The organism is Arcobacter thermotolerans (genome assembly GCF_983172305.1).
Genome location: NZ_CFAFZJ010000001.1, coordinates 284,814 through 300,868, shown reverse-complemented (window position 1 = coordinate 300,868; position 16,055 = coordinate 284,814). Strand labels below are relative to the sequence as shown.

Here is a 16,055-nt window from a genome sequence, read left to right as displayed (position 1 = left end):
CTTTCCAACTATACTTTGATTTTAGTGGATACTGTGATATGGCTATTGGAATTTCTTTAATGTTTAATATAAAACTTCCAATTAACTTTAACTCTCCATATAAAGCTTTAAATATTCAAGACTTCTGGAGAAGATGGCATATGACACTTTCTAGATTTTTAAGAGATTATATCTATATTCCTCTAGGTGGAAATAGAAAAGGTGAATTTAGAACATATACAAATCTATTGGCAACATTTTTAATAGGTGGACTATGGCATGGAGCAGGATGGACATTTATAATCTGGGGAGCATTGCATGGTATAGCACTTGCAATTCATAGATTCTGGCAAAGCTTAGGATTTAAGATGAATAAAATCTTAGCTTGGTTTATTACATTTAATTTTATAAATATAACATGGATATTTTTTAGAGCAAAAGATTTTGAGAGTGCGATGAAAGTATTAGGAAGTATGTTTAGTTTGGATAATGTTGTGTTGCCAAATCCATTAGCTACAAAATTAGCATTCTTAAAAGACTTTGGAATTGAATTTGGTGGATTTGTTGCAAATATCGGTGGAGATTATTTTACGCCTTTATGGTTTATTGCTGGATTTATTTTAGTTTTAGCTTTTAAAAATAGTATGGAAAAAAGAGATAGTTTTAAACCAAACTATTTATATCTATTTTGCACAATATTTCTATTTTTAATTTCAAACTATTTTTTAATAGGATTGAATTCAGAATTTTTATATTTTAATTTTTAGGATAAACAATGAAAGCTAAAGAATATGTTCGACAATTGTTTTTGATAATGTTTGTTTTTATTGTAACAATTTTTTCAACAATTTATTTTTTTCATGATAAATTTGATAATAATGCACTCAAAAATAAAGAGTATTTAATAAGAGATTTAGAACCAACTTTAATATTTGCAGGCGATAGTAGAGCAGAAAGGCAATTAAATCCAAAAATTGCATCAAGTTTATTAAATATTGATATTAATAAAATTGTAAATATTGCTGTTAGTTCAGGAGATGCCTTGATGATAGAAGATTTAATAAATAAGTATCCAGAAAAGTTCAAAGATTCAACACTAATAATAAGTATAAGTCAAAATCAATTAAATGATAATTCTAAACAACCAGGTTATTTTTCTTTTAATATGATTTCTAAATTATCATTTATTGAACAACTAACAATATTCTCAACTAGCAATACTGAAACTCTTTTTAAGTATTATAGAAGTAATATATTCTGGTATTCAAAAAAATTATTAAATATTAATAAAACATCTAATAAAGATTTTGTAGATACAAATGGTTTTAATGGTATTGATGAAAAATTTGATTACAATAACTATACAATAAGAGATGTAAAAATAAATTCTTGGTATGAAAATTATAAGAATGAAGAAATAAAAATAAATATTCTTAAAAAATCACTTAAAAATATTAAAAATAATGTTAAAGAATTATATGTATATACAGCACCAATTTCACCAAAACATTTAGATATTATTAAAAATACTAACTATTTTGATATTGAAATTCAAATGCAATCTTCTTTTGAAAATTTATGTAATGAAATAAATATTAATTATAAATCTTATGCTTTTGATGAAAGATTCAAAAATGAAGATTTCTATGATGCATTACATTTGAATATAAATGGAGCTAAAAAGTTTACAAAAATATTATTAAATGATTTAAATAAATCTATATTAGACTAAAGTCTAATTTCCAAACCATTTTTAGCTACAATAAACCTTTATTTTTAGGAGTTAAAATGCAAAAATTAGAGTTATGGCACAATATCTCTTGCTCAAAATCAAATAGTGCAAAAGATTTTTTAGATCAAAATGGTTTTGAAATATCAGTAAGAGATTATCTACTAAATCCACCATCAAAAGTTGAGATTGAAGATTTATTAAAAAAATTAAATATCTCTATTTTTGATTTGGTGCGAACAGGTGAAGAGATTTACAAAGATTTAAAACTAGAAAATATAAAAGAGGAAGATAAGCTAATAGATGCAGTTTTGTTAAATCCAATTTTAATACAAAGACCAATTTTAGTTGGTGAAAACAAGGCTTTTATAGTAAGACCACCTGCTAGAATAGAGGATATTATAAATAGTTTTATATAGAAATTTAAAACAATATATTAAAAAAGTTTTAGATATAATCTAACCTAAATTTTGAAAAATAAGAATAGTTAGGATAAAAAATGGGTCAAACAATAACAGAAAAGATATTTAGTGAGCATGTAGGAAAAAAAGTTTTTGCTGGAGAGATTGTAAGAAGCAAAATTGATATGGTAATTGGAAATGATATTACAACTCCAATTTCAATAAAAGCTTTCGAAGATGGTGGCTTTGAGAAACTTGCAAATCCAGATGGTTTTGCAATAGTTTTAGACCACTTTATTCCAGCAAAAGATATTGCAAGTGCAAACCAAGCAAAAATTTCAAGAGATTTTGCTTATAAACACAATCTTAAAAACTTTTTTGATGAAAAAGATATGGGAATTGAGCATGCACTTCTACCTGAAAAAGGTTTAGTTATTCCAGGTGATGTTATTATTGGAGCTGATTCTCATACATGTACTCATGGTGCATTAGGCGCTTTCTCAACAGGTATGGGAAGCACAGATATCTCTTTTGGAATGATTACAGGAGGAAACTGGTTTAAAGTTCCTGAGTCAATTAAAGTTGTATTCAAAGGAAAACCTTCACAATATGTAACTGGAAAAGATTTAATACTTGAAATTATTAGAATTTTAGGAGTTGATGGAGCTTTATATAAAGCTTTAGAGTTTACAGGTGATACAATCAAATATTTAAGTATGGATGATAGATTCTCTTTATGTAATATGGCTATTGAAGCAGGTGCAAAGAATGGAATTGTTGCATATGATGAGATTACAAAAGAGTTTTTAGATACAGTTTCTAAAAACAATAATGGCTTAAGAGCAGAGCCAAAAATCCACTATAGCGATGAAGATGCAAACTATTGTCAAGTAATAGAGATAGATGTTGAAAAACTTGAACCTGTAATTGCATATCCATTTTTACCATCAAATGGTCACTCAGTTTCACAAGCAGTTAGTGATAATATAAGAGTTGATCAAGTATTTATTGGAAGCTGTACAAATGGAAGATTAAGTGATTTTAAGGTTGCTGCTGAAATCTTAAAAGGTAAAAAAGTTGCACGTCACGTAAGACTTATTTTAACACCTGGTACTCAAAAAATTCTAAGAGATGCAACAAAATTAGGATATATTGATACTTTAGTTGATGCAGGAGCAGTTGTTTCAAATCCAACTTGTGGTGCATGTTTAGGTGGATATATGGGAATTTTAGGAGATGGTGAAGTTTGTATCTCTACAACAAATAGAAACTTTGTTGGAAGAATGGGAAGTAGAAGTTCAAAAATATATTTAGCAAATAGTGCTGTTGCAGCTGCAAGTGCAATTTCTGGATATATTACAGACCCAAGAAGTTTATAATTATGAATATAAATCCATTTGAAATACCTTGTGTTATTTTAAGTGGAGGGAAAAGCTCTCGTATGGGGGAAGATAAATCTCTTCTTCCATTTTCTTCTTCAAACTCTTTAATAGAGTTCCAATTTAATAGATTAAAGCCATATTTTAAAGATATCTATATCTCTTCAAAAAATGATAAATTTGATTTTTTAAAAGATAAATCAAAACTAATTTTAGATAAAAATCAAGATATCTACTCTCCAATTCTAGCTCTGCAAACAATACTTGAAAAATTTGATAAAGTTTTTATAATAACAGTTGATACACCATTTGTAAAAATAGAAACAATAGAAAAACTAATAAACCATTCAAATAATTTTGAGATTACAATTTCACAAACATCTCAAAGAACTCACAATCTTTGTGGAGTATTTTCAAATAATTTAAATGAAACTATTGAAAAAATGATAAAAAATGATATTCATAAAATAAACTATTTAGTAAAAAATTCAAAATATCAAATTATAAATTTTGATGATGAAGATGAATTTTTGAATATAAATGAAAAAAAAGAGTATGAAAAAGCTCTTAATATTATAAATTAAACTAATAACTTTTTTAAAATAATATCTTATTTAAGTAAGAGTAATATTATAATTTTTTAGATAATATATCTCATATTTTGTCAAAAGGAAATTTTAATGAAAAATGATGAGATGAAAAAAGCATTAGAAGTAGTAAATAGCGAATTAAAAAAAGCTGGAATCTCAAGAAGAGATGCTTTTAAGCTTGCAGGTCTTAGTGGAGCTGCTTTTTTAGCTGGAGGAACAGAGGTTAAAGCTTCAACTGTTGCAAAAGCTAGTGAAGCAAAAGGAAAAATACTAATTATTGGTGGAGGTCTAGCTGGAATTTCAACAGCAGCTAGATTAGCGAATAGTTTAACAGATCCTGATATTACAGTAATTGAGCCAAATCCAAAATCTGTATCATATCAAGCTGGAACTACTTTGTTGGCAAGTGGAGTTTACTCTTCAAAAGATGAGTTAGTTTATGAAACAAAAGATTTTTTACCAAAGGGAGTAACTTTAATAAAGGATAAAGCAGTAGATTTTAATCCTGAAGCAAATAGAGTTACTTTGGCTTCTGGAGATATTTTAGATTATGATTTTATGATAGTTGCAGCTGGAGTTGTTTTAGACTTTGGTGCTATAAAAGGTCTTGAGGAAATAGGAGAAGCATATACAAATGGCGATGCATCTAAAATTTTAAAAGTTTTTGGAAATAGTGGAATAACATCTGTTTATAATATTGATAGTGCAGAGGATATGTGGAAACAGACTCAAACATTTATAGAAAGAGCAAAATCAGGTGAAAAATTAAAAGCTATTTTTACAGCTCCAAATACAGCTGTAAAATGCGGTGGAGCACCAAAAAAAGTTATGTATTTGGTAAATTCAAGACTAAATGAAGCGAATGCTAGAGGAAATGTTGATTTAACATATTATGATAATAGCGATAAACTTTTTAGTGTAAAAGAGTATGCAGATGCAATTGAAAAACAGTTTATTGCAAGAGATATGAAGTGGAATTTTAATCATAATTTAGTTGGAGTTGATATTTCAAAAAAAATAGCAATATTTAATAAACACTGGGAAGAAAAAGGTGAATATGATAAAGATTTAGAAGAGCATGAAATTGTAAAGAAAAATCAAAAAGTTGAAGTACCTTTTGACTTTTTACATATAACACCACCTCAAAAAGCACCAGATGAGATTGGAAAGTCTGAAATAGGTTCAGATAAAGGATGGATTCCTGTAAATAAAGAGACACTACAACACGTAAAATATAGCAATATTTTTGCTCTTGGAGATATAGCAGCTGTTCCTATGGGAAAAACAGGTGGAACTGTAAGAAAACAGTATAAAGTATTGGTTGATAATTTGATTTCAGTTATGGAAGGAAAAGAACCAAAAGAGTATTTTGGAGGATATACAGTTTGTCCACTTATTACAGATATAGGAAAAGTAATGTTAGCAGAGTTTGACTGGACGGCAAAACCAACTCCGTCATTTCCTTTGGACCCAACACAAGAGAGATGGATTTGGTGGTTAATGAAAGTGTATATGTTAAAACCTATGACTATGCATGGAATGCTAAGTGGTAAAGCATAATTAAAATTTAAATAAAGGGGTATAAAATGAAAAAGTTATTAGCAATTTTCGCTATGGTTTTGATGTTTCTTCAATTAAATGCAGAAGAAGTTGTTGATTTAAAAGAACCTTCAAGTGAAGTAAAAGAGCTTATGAAAAAGCATAAATTAAAAGAGGTTGATTTCGATTATGTTAAAAAAATGATTGGAGTTGGAAATAGGGGAGCTGTAGAAGCAATTTTAATAGATGCAAGACCTCAAGTTAAATATCAAAGAGGAACTATTCCTTCAAGTTTGAATATTGCAGATACTGATTTTGAAGAGGGATATAAACAAATAGCTGATATTTCAAAAGATAAAGAGATTATAGTATTTTGTGGTGGTTATGCTTGTACAAAAAGTGCTATAGTTGCAGATTTATTGATTAAAAAAGGTCATAAGAATGTTAAGGTTTATAATGCTGGTGAGCCTGAATGGTCTAAAAAAGATTATTTAGAAGTTGATACATTAGTAGTTAAGGCTTATTTTGAAAATAATAGTGCATTGCTAGTAGATGCAAGACCAAATGCTAAATATTTACAAGAGACTATTTTAGGAAGTATTTCAATTCCTGATACAAATTTTGATAAATTAGTAGGAAGATTTCCTATAGATAAAGATGAAAAAATTGTAGTTTTTTGTGCAGGTTATGAGTGTGAAAAATCAAATATAGTTGCAGATAAATTATATAAATTAGGTTATAAAAATGTTGTTGTTTATGCAGGAGGTCTTCCTGAATGGAAAAAACAATCTCTTCCAACAACAGCTGGAGCTAAAAAAGTTGATGCAGTAAAAAAAGAACAAAAACCAGAATTTAGTAAAAATGGTGCAAAACTTGGAAAAGATGAAGGAAGTATTGATGGTGAGTGGTTAAAAGCTCTTATTATTGATAATAAAGTTCCAGAATATATACAAATTGTAAATGTATTACCAGCAAAAGAGTTTAAAAAGGGAAATATCAAGGGTTCTATTAATATTGAAACTGATAAGCTTTCAGCAAAAGAGATTGTTTCAAAATTGCCTAAAAATAAAACTATTATTTTTAACTGTAGTGCAGGAGCTAGATCTATTGAAGCTTGGATGAAACTTAAAAAAGATGGTATTGACGTTAGCGAGATTTTCTATTTTGATGCAAATATAAATTGTAAAGATAATAATTGTAAAATTGAAGTAAATGAGCCTTTAGAATAAAAGGCTTATCTATTTTTTGATATAAAAAAAGGGAAGGTTTTTAAACCTTCCCTTTTTTATTTTATATGCAAATTTATTATTTAAGTGCTGCTTTAGCAGATACTACTAAAGATGCAAATGCAGCAGAGTCATTCATAGCAAGATTTGCTAAGATTTTTCTATCAAGTTCAATACCTGATAATCTTAAACCATTTATGAATCTTGAGTAGTTAATATCATTTAATCTACAAGCTGCATTGATTCTGATAATCCATAGTTTTCTAATATCTCTTTTTTTCTGTCTTCTATCTCTAAATGCGTATACAAGACTTCTTTCTAATTGTTCTTTAGCTTTTCTAAAGTGTTTTCTTCTTCCACCAAAGAATCCTCTAGCTAGTTTTAATACTTTTTTGTGTCTTCTTCTTCTTACAACACCAGTTTTTACTCTTGGCATATTTTTCCTTTCTTTACCGTTACTTTTAATAAGGTGTCGGATCTATCCGAACTTATCCATATAAATATGGAGGGACAAAATTACTATATTTTAGTAATTACGCTAAACATAAAGTTGAAAGAACACCATTTAAGTTTGTACTATGTACAGTTTGTGGTCCTCTCAAATTTCTTTTTCTTTTTTGCGTTTTTTTAGTTAAAATGTGGCTTCTAAAAGCAGAACCTCTTTTGATAGTTCCATTTTTCTTTACTTTGAATCTTTTAACAGCACCTTTAACGCTTTTCATTTTTGGCATAAAGAAATCCTTTCATATAAATTTGCATTTTTCATATTGAAAAAGTTTTGGATTATACTCAAAAAAATATTAATAAATGATTAAAAGATATAAAAAATATTAGCTAGAGTAGCTAATATTTTATAAAGATAGTTTAAAAAAGATTAGTTATAACTAATCTTTTTTAGGAGTTACAAGAAGATTTACGTATCTACCTTCAAGTTTTGGTTCTTTGTCCATAATTGCAATATTTTCAATCATAGCCCAAACTCTTCTTAAAACTTCAATACCAGCTTCTGGATTTGCCATCTCTCTACCTTTTAGAAAAACCCTAAATTTTACATGGTTTCCTTCTTCTAAAAATTCAATTGCATGTTTTACTTTGTAGTTAATATCATTGTCGGCAATTTTTACAGATAGCTTGATCTCTTTAACAACAACTATTTTTTGATTTTTCTTTGCTTCTTTTTTCTTTTTTTCTTGTTGATATTTGAATTTACTGTAGTCCATAATCTTTGCAACAGGAGGATTAGCATCTGCAGCTATAAGAACTAAATCAAGTCCAGCTTCATCTGCAAGAGCAAGAGCTTGTGCAGTTGGGATAATCCCATAATTTTCTCCACTATCGCTTGTACATCTTAACTCTTTTGCAGTAATATCCTCATTCATTATTACATCTGATTTTTTATTATCTCTACTCAAATTCTACTCTCCTTGTTTATTTTGTTTAGTAAGTCAATAAAATCTTGCTTACTTAAATTTGATTGCTCTCTAGTTCTTCTATTTCTTAAAGCAATAGATTTATTAGCAACTTCCTCATCTCCAATAACAACAATCATTGGAACTCTCTCTTTTTCTGCCATTCTAATTCTTTTATTTAAACTTTCGTTCATATTAAAGATTTTAGAATCTATACCATCCTCTACTAAATCTCTTTGTATCTCTTTTGCATACTCAACATGAGAATCAGCAATTGGTACAAAAATAACTTGAGTTGGTGCAATAACAAATGGAAATTCTCCAGCACAGTGTTCAGTTAAAATTCCAATGAATCTTTCAAATGAACCTAAAATTGCTCTATGAATCATAACTGGTTGTTCTTTTTCACCTTTGTCATTAATAAATTCAGCATTAAATCTTGAAGGCAAATTCATATCTACTTGAACAGTACCACATTGCCATTTTCTACCTATTGCATCTAGGATTTTAATGTCGATTTTTGGACCATAAAATGCTCCTCCACCTTCATCAATTCCATACTCTATATTTTTTTCATTTAAAGCATCCATAATTCCAGCAGTTGTTTTTTCCCAGAAAATATCATCACCAATTGCTTTTTCAGGTTTTGTAGAAACTTCAATTTCATATTTAAAATCAAACATTTTAAGAAGTGAATCAACAAACTCTAATACTTCAAAAATTACATCTTTTATTTGATCTTGTGTACAAAAGATATGTGAATCATCTTGTGTAAACTCTCTTACTCTGAATAATCCATGCATAGCTCCACTCATTTCGTGTCTATGTACAACTCCATATTCAAAAAGTTTTTTTGGTAAATCTTTATATGAAACTAAACTATTTTTAAATATTTGAATATGCCCAACACAGTTCATTGGTTTAATTCCATACTCTTGATCATCAATAGTAGTAAAATACATATTCTCTTTATAGTTTGCATAATGTCCTGAGATTTTCCACATTTCTGATTTTAATATCTCAGGTCCTCGAACTGGTTCATAACCTCTAACTCTGTGAGCTTTATATAAAAGATGTTCTAACTTACTTCTTAGTCTTGCTCCATTTGGTAACCACATAGGAAGACCAGCTCCAACATCATCATTAAATGTGAATAGTTCAAGTTCAGTTCCTAGCTTTCTGTGGTCTCTTTTTTTAGCCTCTTCAATCATTTTTGTATAATCAAATAATGCTTGCTTATCAAAAAATGCAATACCATAAATTCTAGTAATCATCTCATTCTTTTCATCACCACCAAGATATGCACCTGCAACTCGTGTAAGTTTAAAACTTCTTATCATTCTTGTATTTGGTAAGTGAGGACCTCTACATAAATCTTCAAAATCACCTTGTTTGTAGATTGTTAAAGTATCATCTTTTATATTTTTAAGAACAGCTTGTTTTAACTCATCATTTTTGAATTTCTCATAAAACTCTTCTTTTGTAGTCTCATGTCTAGTAATAGGTAGTTTTCTATCTGCTATTTCTTTCATTTTCTTTTCAATAGTTGGTAAATCTTCATCTGAAATTTTACTTTCTACTTTAAAGTCATAATAAAAACCTTCTTTTACAACAGGTCCAACAAAGAATTTTGCTTCAGGATAAAGTTCTTTGATAGCTTGAGCCATCATATGAGCGCAAGAGTGTCTTAAAATCTCTAGAGACTCTTTTGAGTCGTCAGCTTTTATAATATCTCCTTTGATATTTAAAGCTTCAGCAGTCTGAAGGTCATAAATTTGACCATCATGTAATAAACCAATTTGTTCCAATATTTTCCTTTTTTTCAAAGTCTTATAAAATGCAATTATTCTATCTTAAAAAAACTTAAACAATATAAATCATATAGTTATTTTAGAAATATTTGGTTACAATTTACCTATGATTCTAAATATTTCTAAAATAAAAACAGAAGCATTGTTACTCTTTTGTAGAGACTTAATAAATACATACAAAGATGTAAAGCCAAAAACAAAATCTGATTTGGATCTTTATTATGAGTTTGAAACTATTAATAGTGATATATTAAAACAGTTTTCAAATATTTTGTATGAACCAAAATATTATATAGATAATCAAAAGAACTTTAGAGTAAAAGCTATTTTAAAATGTTATAACTTTATATCAAAAGAGCTTGAAAAAAACCTCAAACAAAATGAAGAGTTTAATCCATCACTTCTATATTTTTCAATATTAGCTCTTTGGTTTAAAGAGTTAAATAAAGAGTCAACTAGTAAAGAGTTTATCTTTTTCACACTATATCCATATTCATTTATTTATGATAAGTTTTTAATAAAAATGAGTGATGTTGAGTATAAAATTATGAATATAAAAATGATAGAGTTATCTGAAATAATAGTTTCAAAATATGATAGATTAACATTATAAAGATAGATTTAACTATCTTTATAACTTAAAAATTAGCAAGAAGGAACATTTCCTGAATCACTTGCAAACTCTATAGAGAAATCCATAACATGATCAAGCAGACTCTCTTTTATATCTCCAGCTTTTACTTTTGGACAAATTTTTATAATCTCAGCTTCAGCTGTTCCATCTGCTTTTATTTTTCTCCACTCCTCTTGAGTATGTTTTAAAGCAAATTTTGCTCCATCCATCCCGCAAGGCTCTTTTAAGAATTTAATAAATGCTTTTTGTCCTTTTTGAACATCTGCAAAAGATGAAGTTGATGCAATAGCCAAAGCTAAAGTTGAAGCTGCTAATATCTTTAATAGTTTCATACTATTCTCCTAAATTAAATTTAGCTACAATTATAACCTTTAGATATAAAAAGTGTCTGAAATTTAGAAAAAAATATAAATAAAAGAGTAAAATTGCAATACAATATTTTAAAAAAAATTGTTGATTATCTTAGTGAGAATGCCCAAAATATAAAGTTTATAAAAAGAGTTGATAACAATATAATTATAATTGAATTTAATAATAAAAATATCATATACTTTGATTTAAACAAATCAAATGCAAAGATATTTAAATCAAAAGAACAAATATCATTAAAAAAAGATTTTAATGCTCCTTTTGATGTGGTGCTTCAAAAAAAGTTTACAAATTCAAAAATTGAGAGTATTGAAATTTATAACAATGATAAAATCATAAACATAAAGGTAAATTCAAGTTCATCTTATAAAAAAGAGAATTTGATTTTGCAACTCGAATTTACTGGAAAATATACAAATATTATAATTTTAGATGAAAATAGAACTATTTTGGAAGCTTTAAGACATATTGATGAATATTCATCTTTTAGAGTTGTGAAAGTTGGAGCAAAACTTGAAGAAATTCCCAAAAAAGATTTTGTACCAAAAGAGTACGAAATAGAGAATATTGAAGATTATTTATATCAAGTTTATGATGAACAAGTTAAAGAGAATTTAGAAAATATTAAAAAACAAAAAATTTCAAATATTGATAAAAATATTAAAAAATTAGAAAAAATTCTACACTCTTTACCAAAAAAAGAGGATTTGGAAAAAGAGTCAGAAGATACATACACTAAGGCAAATCTTATTTTAGCAAATTTACATACTATCAAAGCTTATCAAAAAGATTTAAAAATTGAAGATTATAATGGTAAATTAATAACTGTAGAGCTTGAAAATATGAAAAATCCAACTATTTTTACAAATGATTTATTTAAAAAAGCAAAAAAATTGAAGCAAAAAGCTTTTAATATAACTATTGAAGAGAGTAATTTAAAAGATAAATTGGATTTTTTAAAAAAATTAAGAATAAATCTTCAAAATGCAAGTTCGATTGATGAGTGTGAATTTTTATCTCCAAAAAAAGAGAAAAATCAGATAAAAACTAAAAAAGCGCAAAACTGTGAGAGTTTTTTCTTTGAAGGTTTTAAAATTATGTTAGGTGCTAATGAACGAGAAAATACATATTTGCTTGAAAATTCAAAAGCTAGTGATTTTTGGTTTCATCTAAAAGATAGACCATCTTGCCATGTGATTGTACAAAATAGTAAAAAAGATTTACCACAAAATATTATAGAAAAAGCAGCAAGTTTATGTGCAAAGTTTAGTGTAGATTTTGGTGGTACATATGAAGTTGATTTTACACAAAGAAGAAATGTCAAAATTCAACATGGAGCAAATGTGCTTTATAATCCATACAGTACTATTGTTGTTAAAGTTTAATAATAGTTAATAAAATTTAAATATAATAAGCCATTGAATATTTTTTAGGAGAATATAATGAAAAAAATTAGAAATTTAACACTAAGTATTGTTTTAGCTTCAACACTATTTAGTGGATGTGCAACAACAGAGCTACAAACTAATGTAAGAATGTCTCAAAGTGTATTTATTGACCCAGTTAAAAAAGAGTTAAGAACAGTATTTATATCTAGTAAAAATACTAGCGGACAGCCAATAAATCTTGAGCAAAGTTTATCAAATGAACTTCAAGCAAAAGGCTATAAAATTGTTGATGACCCAGATGAAGCTACATATATTTTGATGGTAAATGTACTTTATTGTGATAAAAAACAAGAAAATAATGTAGCAGGAGCTGCTTTGGGAGCAGGAGCTGTTGGAGCAGGTGTTTCTGCATATAATAATGGAGGAGCTGGTCAAGCTATTGGAGTTGGATTGGGAGCTGCTGTAATTGGCGGACTTATTGGTAAAGCAACAGAAGATACAATTTATCAAATGCAAGTTGATATATTAATAAAAGAGAGAACAAAAGGTTCTGTTTTAACACAAAATTCAACAGTAGCTGGGCAAGCTAGTGTAAGAGATGGTAAAAAATCAGGATTTGTAAATAGTTTTGGTGGAGATGTTCGAAATACAAATGCTACTGGACAGATTAATTCAAATATTGCTAATGATAAAACTCAATATTACGAAGAAGATCGAAAAGAGTATAAAACAGTAATGTTAGCAGAAGCTACAAAAATGAATTTAACTTTACAAGAAGCAACACCAATTTTAGAAAAACAGATTTCAAATCAAATCTCAGGATTATTCTAAAAAACTAAAATGCACTAAATTTTAGTGCATTTTTAAACTCTCAAAATATAATAGTACAATCGATTTAAAAGCGAAATTTTAGTAAAATATTGTAATTTTAGTTTAAGGTAAGCTTTATGTTTAAAATACTTGGAAATTTATCAACAAGAGTAAAAACAGCTCTTGTTTTGTTTGTGCTTTTTTTAATTATTGCATATATAGATTCATACTTTCTATTTTGGTTAGTGTTTGGAGTGGTTCTTATGGTTGCAGTACGTGAAGCAAAAATGCTATATGGATTAGAAGATAAGAGCATATATATTTATGTTTTATTACTTTGGGTAGCTGTATATTTCTATCCTATGCCTGTTGATTTAATATTCATAGTAGCAATTGGTTATGCTTCACAATTAGCATATAAAAGAAAACTTGATAAAAAGATGATTTTACCTCTTCTTTATCCAACTGCATCATTTGTTTTTTTAATCTCTTTATATAGTGAATTTGGAGTAATGGTACTATTTTGGCTACTAATAATAGTTGCAGCAACTGATACAGGAGCTTATTTCGCTGGAAAAACTTTTGGAAGAACTCCATTTTGTGAAACAAGCCCAAATAAAACTTTAGAGGGTGTTGTAGGTGGTATGATTTTTGCTGTAATTATGGGTATTTTTACTTCTATAAATGAAGTTGGGATTTTAGGAGCTATTATAGTTTCAGCTATTGTATCACTATCTTCAGTTTTTGGAGATTTATATGAAAGTTATCTAAAAAGAGAAGCTGGAGTAAAAGATAGTGGAAATATTTTACCAGGACATGGTGGAGTTTTAGATAGAGTTGATGGGTATTTATTTGGAGCGATAGTTATGTTAGTTTTATTAAGGATAATTATTTGATACTTCTTGGAAGTACAGGTTCTATTGGAGTAAATACTCTAGAAATTGCGAAAAAATTTGCTCTAAATGTTGAGGTTTTAGTAGCTGGAAGAAATATTGATTTACTAAATTCTCAAATAAAAGAGCATAATCCAAAAAAAGTGATAATTGCTTCTAAAGATGATATAAAAAAAGTAAATCACAAAAATGTATTTTTTGGAGAAGAAGCTATACTTGAAGCAATAGAAGATAGCTCTTCAAAAACTGTTGTAAATGCTCTTGTTGGTTTTTTAGGATTAAAACCAACATTAAAAGCTATCGAGTGTGGTAAAAAAATTGCTTTAGCAAATAAAGAGTCATTAGTTGTTGCTGGAAAATTTATAGACCAAAAAAATTTAAGTGCTATTGATAGTGAACATTTTGGTCTTTGGTATTTACTTCAAGATAAAAAAATAGATTCTATGACAATCACAGCAAGTGGCGGTTCTTTTAGAGATTATCCACTTGAATCTTTGAAAAATGTATCTATAAAAGAGGCTCTTAATCATCCAAATTGGAAAATGGGAAATAAAATAACAATAGATAGCGCAACTATGACAAATAAAATGTTTGAGTTAATAGAAGCTGCTTGGCTCTTTGGTACAAAAAAACTAGATGCTGTTATTGAGCCAAAATCTTTGGTTCATGCATTAATAAATTTCAAAGATGGAAGTACAACAGCTCATATAGCAAATGCATCTATGCAACTTCCAATATCTTATGCAATTTTAGGAAGAGTCGATTGTGAAATTCTAAAACCTATTGATCTGCTTGAAATATCATCTTTAGAGTTTAAAAAAATAGAAGATAGTAGATATCCAATTTGGTCTTTAAAAGATGAGATTCTAAATAATCTTGATTTAGGTGTTGTTTTAAATGCAGCAAATGAAGTTGCTGTTTCAAAATTTTTAAGTGGAAAAATAGGTTTCTTGGATATTTCAAAGATAAGCTTAGAAGCTATAAATAGATTTAATAGTTTAAAAGCTTCAAATATTGAAGATATTTTTGAAATAGATAAAGAGGTAAGGAGATATTTTGACTCTTGATCTTTTAATTCCTTTTGGAATTTTGTTAATCTTAGTAATATATCTAATATATTCAAGAGTAAAGTTTGAGAAAAATATTGTAAAGCTATATGAAGATAAGTTAGAAGAGTGGAAAAAGCACTCAAAAAGTGATGAAAAAATAGAAACTAAAAAAGAGTTAGTAGCTCTTGTTTTTAAAAAAGATTATAAAATAACTATTGAATATTTTGATGAAAAAATAGAAGATAATCTAAGAAGAGCAAAATTTGAAATTTATAAATATGGAATTAAAGATGAAGAAAAATAAAAGAGTTTTAATTTTACATGGTCTTAATGGAAGCTCATATCCTCATTGGCAAGCACATTTAGCAATGGATTTAATTAAAGAAGATTTTGTAGTATCTTTTCCTGAGTTACCAAATAAAAATAGCCCAGATTTAAAAGTATGGAAAGAGTTTTTAAAAGTGGAATTAGATCATTTTAAACCAGATATTGTAGTTTGTCACTCTTTGGCAAATATTTTATGGTTTCATATTTGTGATGAACTAGATATTAATTTGGATAAATTAATGTTAGTTGCACCTGTAAGAAACGAAGTGTTAGAAGATGCTAAGAGCTTTTTTCCTTATCCTGAGTCAAAAAATCTAAAAGCAAAAGAGATTATAATGGCAGCTTCAACAAATGATCCATATATGAGTTTAGAAGAAGCTATAGCTTTGCAAAGTAAATTAAATATTGGTATGAAAATTATGGAAGATGCAGGACATATAAATGCTGCTTCTGGATTTGGAAAACTTGATTGTGCTTTGGATTGGATAAAAAGAGAAGAAGTTTGTGAGAAGCAGGAGTAAA

The 16,055-nt window shown here is 27.7% G+C and carries 19 protein-coding genes; 14 read left to right on the top strand and 5 right to left on the bottom strand.

Annotated elements, in window-relative coordinates; all coding sequences use genetic code 11:
* From AC5LG6_RS01680 to AC5LG6_RS01650, 7 genes are all read left to right on the top strand, one after another.
* Positions 1-746, top strand: a 746-nt coding sequence (locus AC5LG6_RS01680) for an MBOAT family O-acyltransferase (RefSeq protein ID WP_498585520.1), incomplete at its 5' end; no start/stop codon positions are given.
* Between the two features lie 8 nt (positions 747-754).
* The gene (locus tag AC5LG6_RS01675) at positions 755-1,711 is read left to right on the top strand and encodes a hypothetical protein (RefSeq protein WP_498585519.1); all 957 of its coding nucleotides are present in this window, start codon (positions 755-757) and stop codon (positions 1,709-1,711) included.
* A 56-nt stretch (positions 1,712-1,767) separates the two neighbouring features.
* A complete protein-coding gene (locus AC5LG6_RS01670; RefSeq protein WP_148570313.1) occupies positions 1,768-2,127 on the top strand; it encodes an ArsC/Spx/MgsR family protein in 360 nt (119 codons plus the stop codon).
* 80 nt (positions 2,128-2,207) lie between these two features.
* Entirely contained in the window at positions 2,208-3,488 is a 1,281-nt protein-coding gene (gene leuC, locus AC5LG6_RS01665) for a 3-isopropylmalate dehydratase large subunit (RefSeq protein WP_498585518.1), read from the top strand.
* Between the two features lie 2 nt (positions 3,489-3,490).
* Positions 3,491-4,072 carry a molybdenum cofactor guanylyltransferase MobA gene (gene mobA / locus AC5LG6_RS01660; RefSeq protein WP_260934468.1) on the top strand — a complete coding sequence of 194 codons (582 nt, stop codon included), beginning with the start codon at positions 3,491-3,493 and terminating at the stop codon, positions 4,070-4,072.
* Positions 4,073-4,168: 96 nt separating this feature from the next.
* Positions 4,169-5,638 carry an NAD(P)/FAD-dependent oxidoreductase gene (locus tag AC5LG6_RS01655; RefSeq protein ID WP_498585517.1) on the top strand — a complete coding sequence of 490 codons (1,470 nt, stop codon included), beginning with the start codon at positions 4,169-4,171 and terminating at the stop codon, positions 5,636-5,638.
* Between the two features lie 26 nt (positions 5,639-5,664).
* The gene (locus tag AC5LG6_RS01650; protein WP_066218522.1) at positions 5,665-6,846 is read left to right on the top strand and encodes a rhodanese-like domain-containing protein; all 1,182 of its coding nucleotides are present in this window, start codon (positions 5,665-5,667) and stop codon (positions 6,844-6,846) included.
* A 76-nt stretch (positions 6,847-6,922) separates the two neighbouring features.
* Here the strand turns inward: AC5LG6_RS01650 and rplT are convergent, their stop codons facing one another.
* The 4 genes from rplT to thrS all read right to left on the bottom strand — a co-directional run bounded on the left by rplT (position 6,923) and on the right by thrS (position 10,060).
* Entirely contained in the window at positions 6,923-7,279 is a 357-nt protein-coding gene (rplT, locus tag AC5LG6_RS01645; RefSeq protein ID WP_066156999.1) for a 50S ribosomal protein L20, read from the bottom strand.
* 97 nt (positions 7,280-7,376) lie between these two features.
* A complete protein-coding gene (rpmI, locus tag AC5LG6_RS01640; RefSeq protein ID WP_066157004.1) occupies positions 7,377-7,574 on the bottom strand; it encodes a 50S ribosomal protein L35 in 198 nt (65 codons plus the stop codon).
* 153 nt (positions 7,575-7,727) lie between these two features.
* Positions 7,728-8,222 (bottom strand): translation initiation factor IF-3, encoded by a 495-nt coding sequence (gene infC / locus AC5LG6_RS01635; RefSeq protein WP_186985316.1) that lies wholly within the window; start codon positions 8,220-8,222, stop codon positions 7,728-7,730.
* Between the two features lie 29 nt (positions 8,223-8,251).
* Entirely contained in the window at positions 8,252-10,060 is a 1,809-nt protein-coding gene (gene thrS / locus AC5LG6_RS01630; protein ID WP_081560474.1) for a threonine--tRNA ligase, read from the bottom strand.
* Between the two features lie 109 nt (positions 10,061-10,169).
* Between thrS and AC5LG6_RS01625 the strand changes: the two genes are divergently transcribed.
* Positions 10,170-10,676: a hypothetical protein gene (locus tag AC5LG6_RS01625; protein ID WP_260944334.1), complete on the top strand. Its 507-nt coding sequence runs from the start codon at positions 10,170-10,172 to the stop codon at positions 10,674-10,676.
* Between the two features lie 32 nt (positions 10,677-10,708).
* On the opposite strand, the gene AC5LG6_RS01620 is transcribed toward AC5LG6_RS01625, so the two are convergent.
* Entirely contained in the window at positions 10,709-11,029 is a 321-nt protein-coding gene (locus AC5LG6_RS01620) for a cytochrome C (protein ID WP_498585516.1), read from the bottom strand.
* 93 nt (positions 11,030-11,122) lie between these two features.
* On the opposite strand from AC5LG6_RS01620, the gene AC5LG6_RS01615 reads away from it, so the two are divergent.
* The 6 genes from AC5LG6_RS01615 to AC5LG6_RS01590 all read left to right on the top strand — a co-directional run bounded on the left by AC5LG6_RS01615 (position 11,123) and on the right by AC5LG6_RS01590 (position 16,054).
* A complete protein-coding gene (locus tag AC5LG6_RS01615) occupies positions 11,123-12,451 on the top strand; it encodes an NFACT RNA binding domain-containing protein (protein WP_498585515.1) in 1,329 nt (442 codons plus the stop codon).
* A gap of 57 nt (positions 12,452-12,508) precedes the next feature.
* Positions 12,509-13,285 (top strand): complement resistance protein TraT, encoded by a 777-nt coding sequence (locus AC5LG6_RS01610; RefSeq protein ID WP_498585514.1) that lies wholly within the window; start codon positions 12,509-12,511, stop codon positions 13,283-13,285.
* A gap of 116 nt (positions 13,286-13,401) precedes the next feature.
* Positions 13,402-14,160 (top strand): phosphatidate cytidylyltransferase, encoded by a 759-nt coding sequence (locus tag AC5LG6_RS01605; RefSeq protein ID WP_066167256.1) that lies wholly within the window; start codon positions 13,402-13,404, stop codon positions 14,158-14,160.
* On the top strand, positions 14,157-15,224 hold the full coding sequence (dxr, locus tag AC5LG6_RS01600) for a 1-deoxy-D-xylulose-5-phosphate reductoisomerase (protein WP_141051218.1): 1,068 nt from the start codon (positions 14,157-14,159) through the stop codon (positions 15,222-15,224). The genes AC5LG6_RS01605 and dxr overlap by 4 nt, the downstream gene beginning before the upstream one ends.
* Positions 15,214-15,510, top strand: coding sequence for a hypothetical protein (locus tag AC5LG6_RS01595; RefSeq protein WP_105924854.1), 297 nt, complete (start codon positions 15,214-15,216; stop codon positions 15,508-15,510). Before dxr ends, AC5LG6_RS01595 begins: the two co-directional genes overlap by 11 nt.
* Positions 15,497-16,054: an RBBP9/YdeN family alpha/beta hydrolase gene (locus AC5LG6_RS01590; RefSeq protein ID WP_498585513.1), complete on the top strand. Its 558-nt coding sequence runs from the start codon at positions 15,497-15,499 to the stop codon at positions 16,052-16,054. Before AC5LG6_RS01595 ends, AC5LG6_RS01590 begins: the two co-directional genes overlap by 14 nt.
* Position 16,055 lies beyond the last annotated feature (1 nt).

What these genes read in the sequence shown, in the direction of transcription:
- rplT (WP_066156999.1), bottom strand. Translation starts at nt 7,279, where the DNA reads ATGCCAAGAGTAAAAACTGGTGTTGTAAGAAGAAGAAGACACAAAAAA.
- AC5LG6_RS01650 (WP_066218522.1), top strand. Translation starts at nt 5,665, where the DNA reads ATGAAAAAGTTATTAGCAATTTTCGCTATGGTTTTGATGTTTCTTCAA.
- rpmI (WP_066157004.1), bottom strand. Translation starts at nt 7,574, where the DNA reads ATGCCAAAAATGAAAAGCGTTAAAGGTGCTGTTAAAAGATTCAAAGTA.
- mobA (WP_260934468.1), top strand. Translation starts at nt 3,491, where the DNA reads ATGAATATAAATCCATTTGAAATACCTTGTGTTATTTTAAGTGGAGGG.
- infC (WP_186985316.1), bottom strand. Translation starts at nt 8,222, where the DNA reads ATGAATGAGGATATTACTGCAAAAGAGTTAAGATGTACAAGCGATAGT.
- AC5LG6_RS01610 (WP_498585514.1), top strand. Translation starts at nt 12,509, where the DNA reads ATGAAAAAAATTAGAAATTTAACACTAAGTATTGTTTTAGCTTCAACA.
- AC5LG6_RS01625 (WP_260944334.1), top strand. Translation starts at nt 10,170, where the DNA reads ATGATTCTAAATATTTCTAAAATAAAAACAGAAGCATTGTTACTCTTT.
- AC5LG6_RS01655 (WP_498585517.1), top strand. Translation starts at nt 4,169, where the DNA reads ATGAAAAATGATGAGATGAAAAAAGCATTAGAAGTAGTAAATAGCGAA.
- AC5LG6_RS01670 (WP_148570313.1), top strand. Translation starts at nt 1,768, where the DNA reads ATGCAAAAATTAGAGTTATGGCACAATATCTCTTGCTCAAAATCAAAT.
- AC5LG6_RS01620 (WP_498585516.1), bottom strand. Translation starts at nt 11,029, where the DNA reads ATGAAACTATTAAAGATATTAGCAGCTTCAACTTTAGCTTTGGCTATT.
- AC5LG6_RS01605 (WP_066167256.1), top strand. Translation starts at nt 13,402, where the DNA reads ATGTTTAAAATACTTGGAAATTTATCAACAAGAGTAAAAACAGCTCTT.
- leuC (WP_498585518.1), top strand. Translation starts at nt 2,208, where the DNA reads ATGGGTCAAACAATAACAGAAAAGATATTTAGTGAGCATGTAGGAAAA.
- AC5LG6_RS01590 (WP_498585513.1), top strand. Translation starts at nt 15,497, where the DNA reads ATGAAGAAAAATAAAAGAGTTTTAATTTTACATGGTCTTAATGGAAGC.
- AC5LG6_RS01675 (WP_498585519.1), top strand. Translation starts at nt 755, where the DNA reads ATGAAAGCTAAAGAATATGTTCGACAATTGTTTTTGATAATGTTTGTT.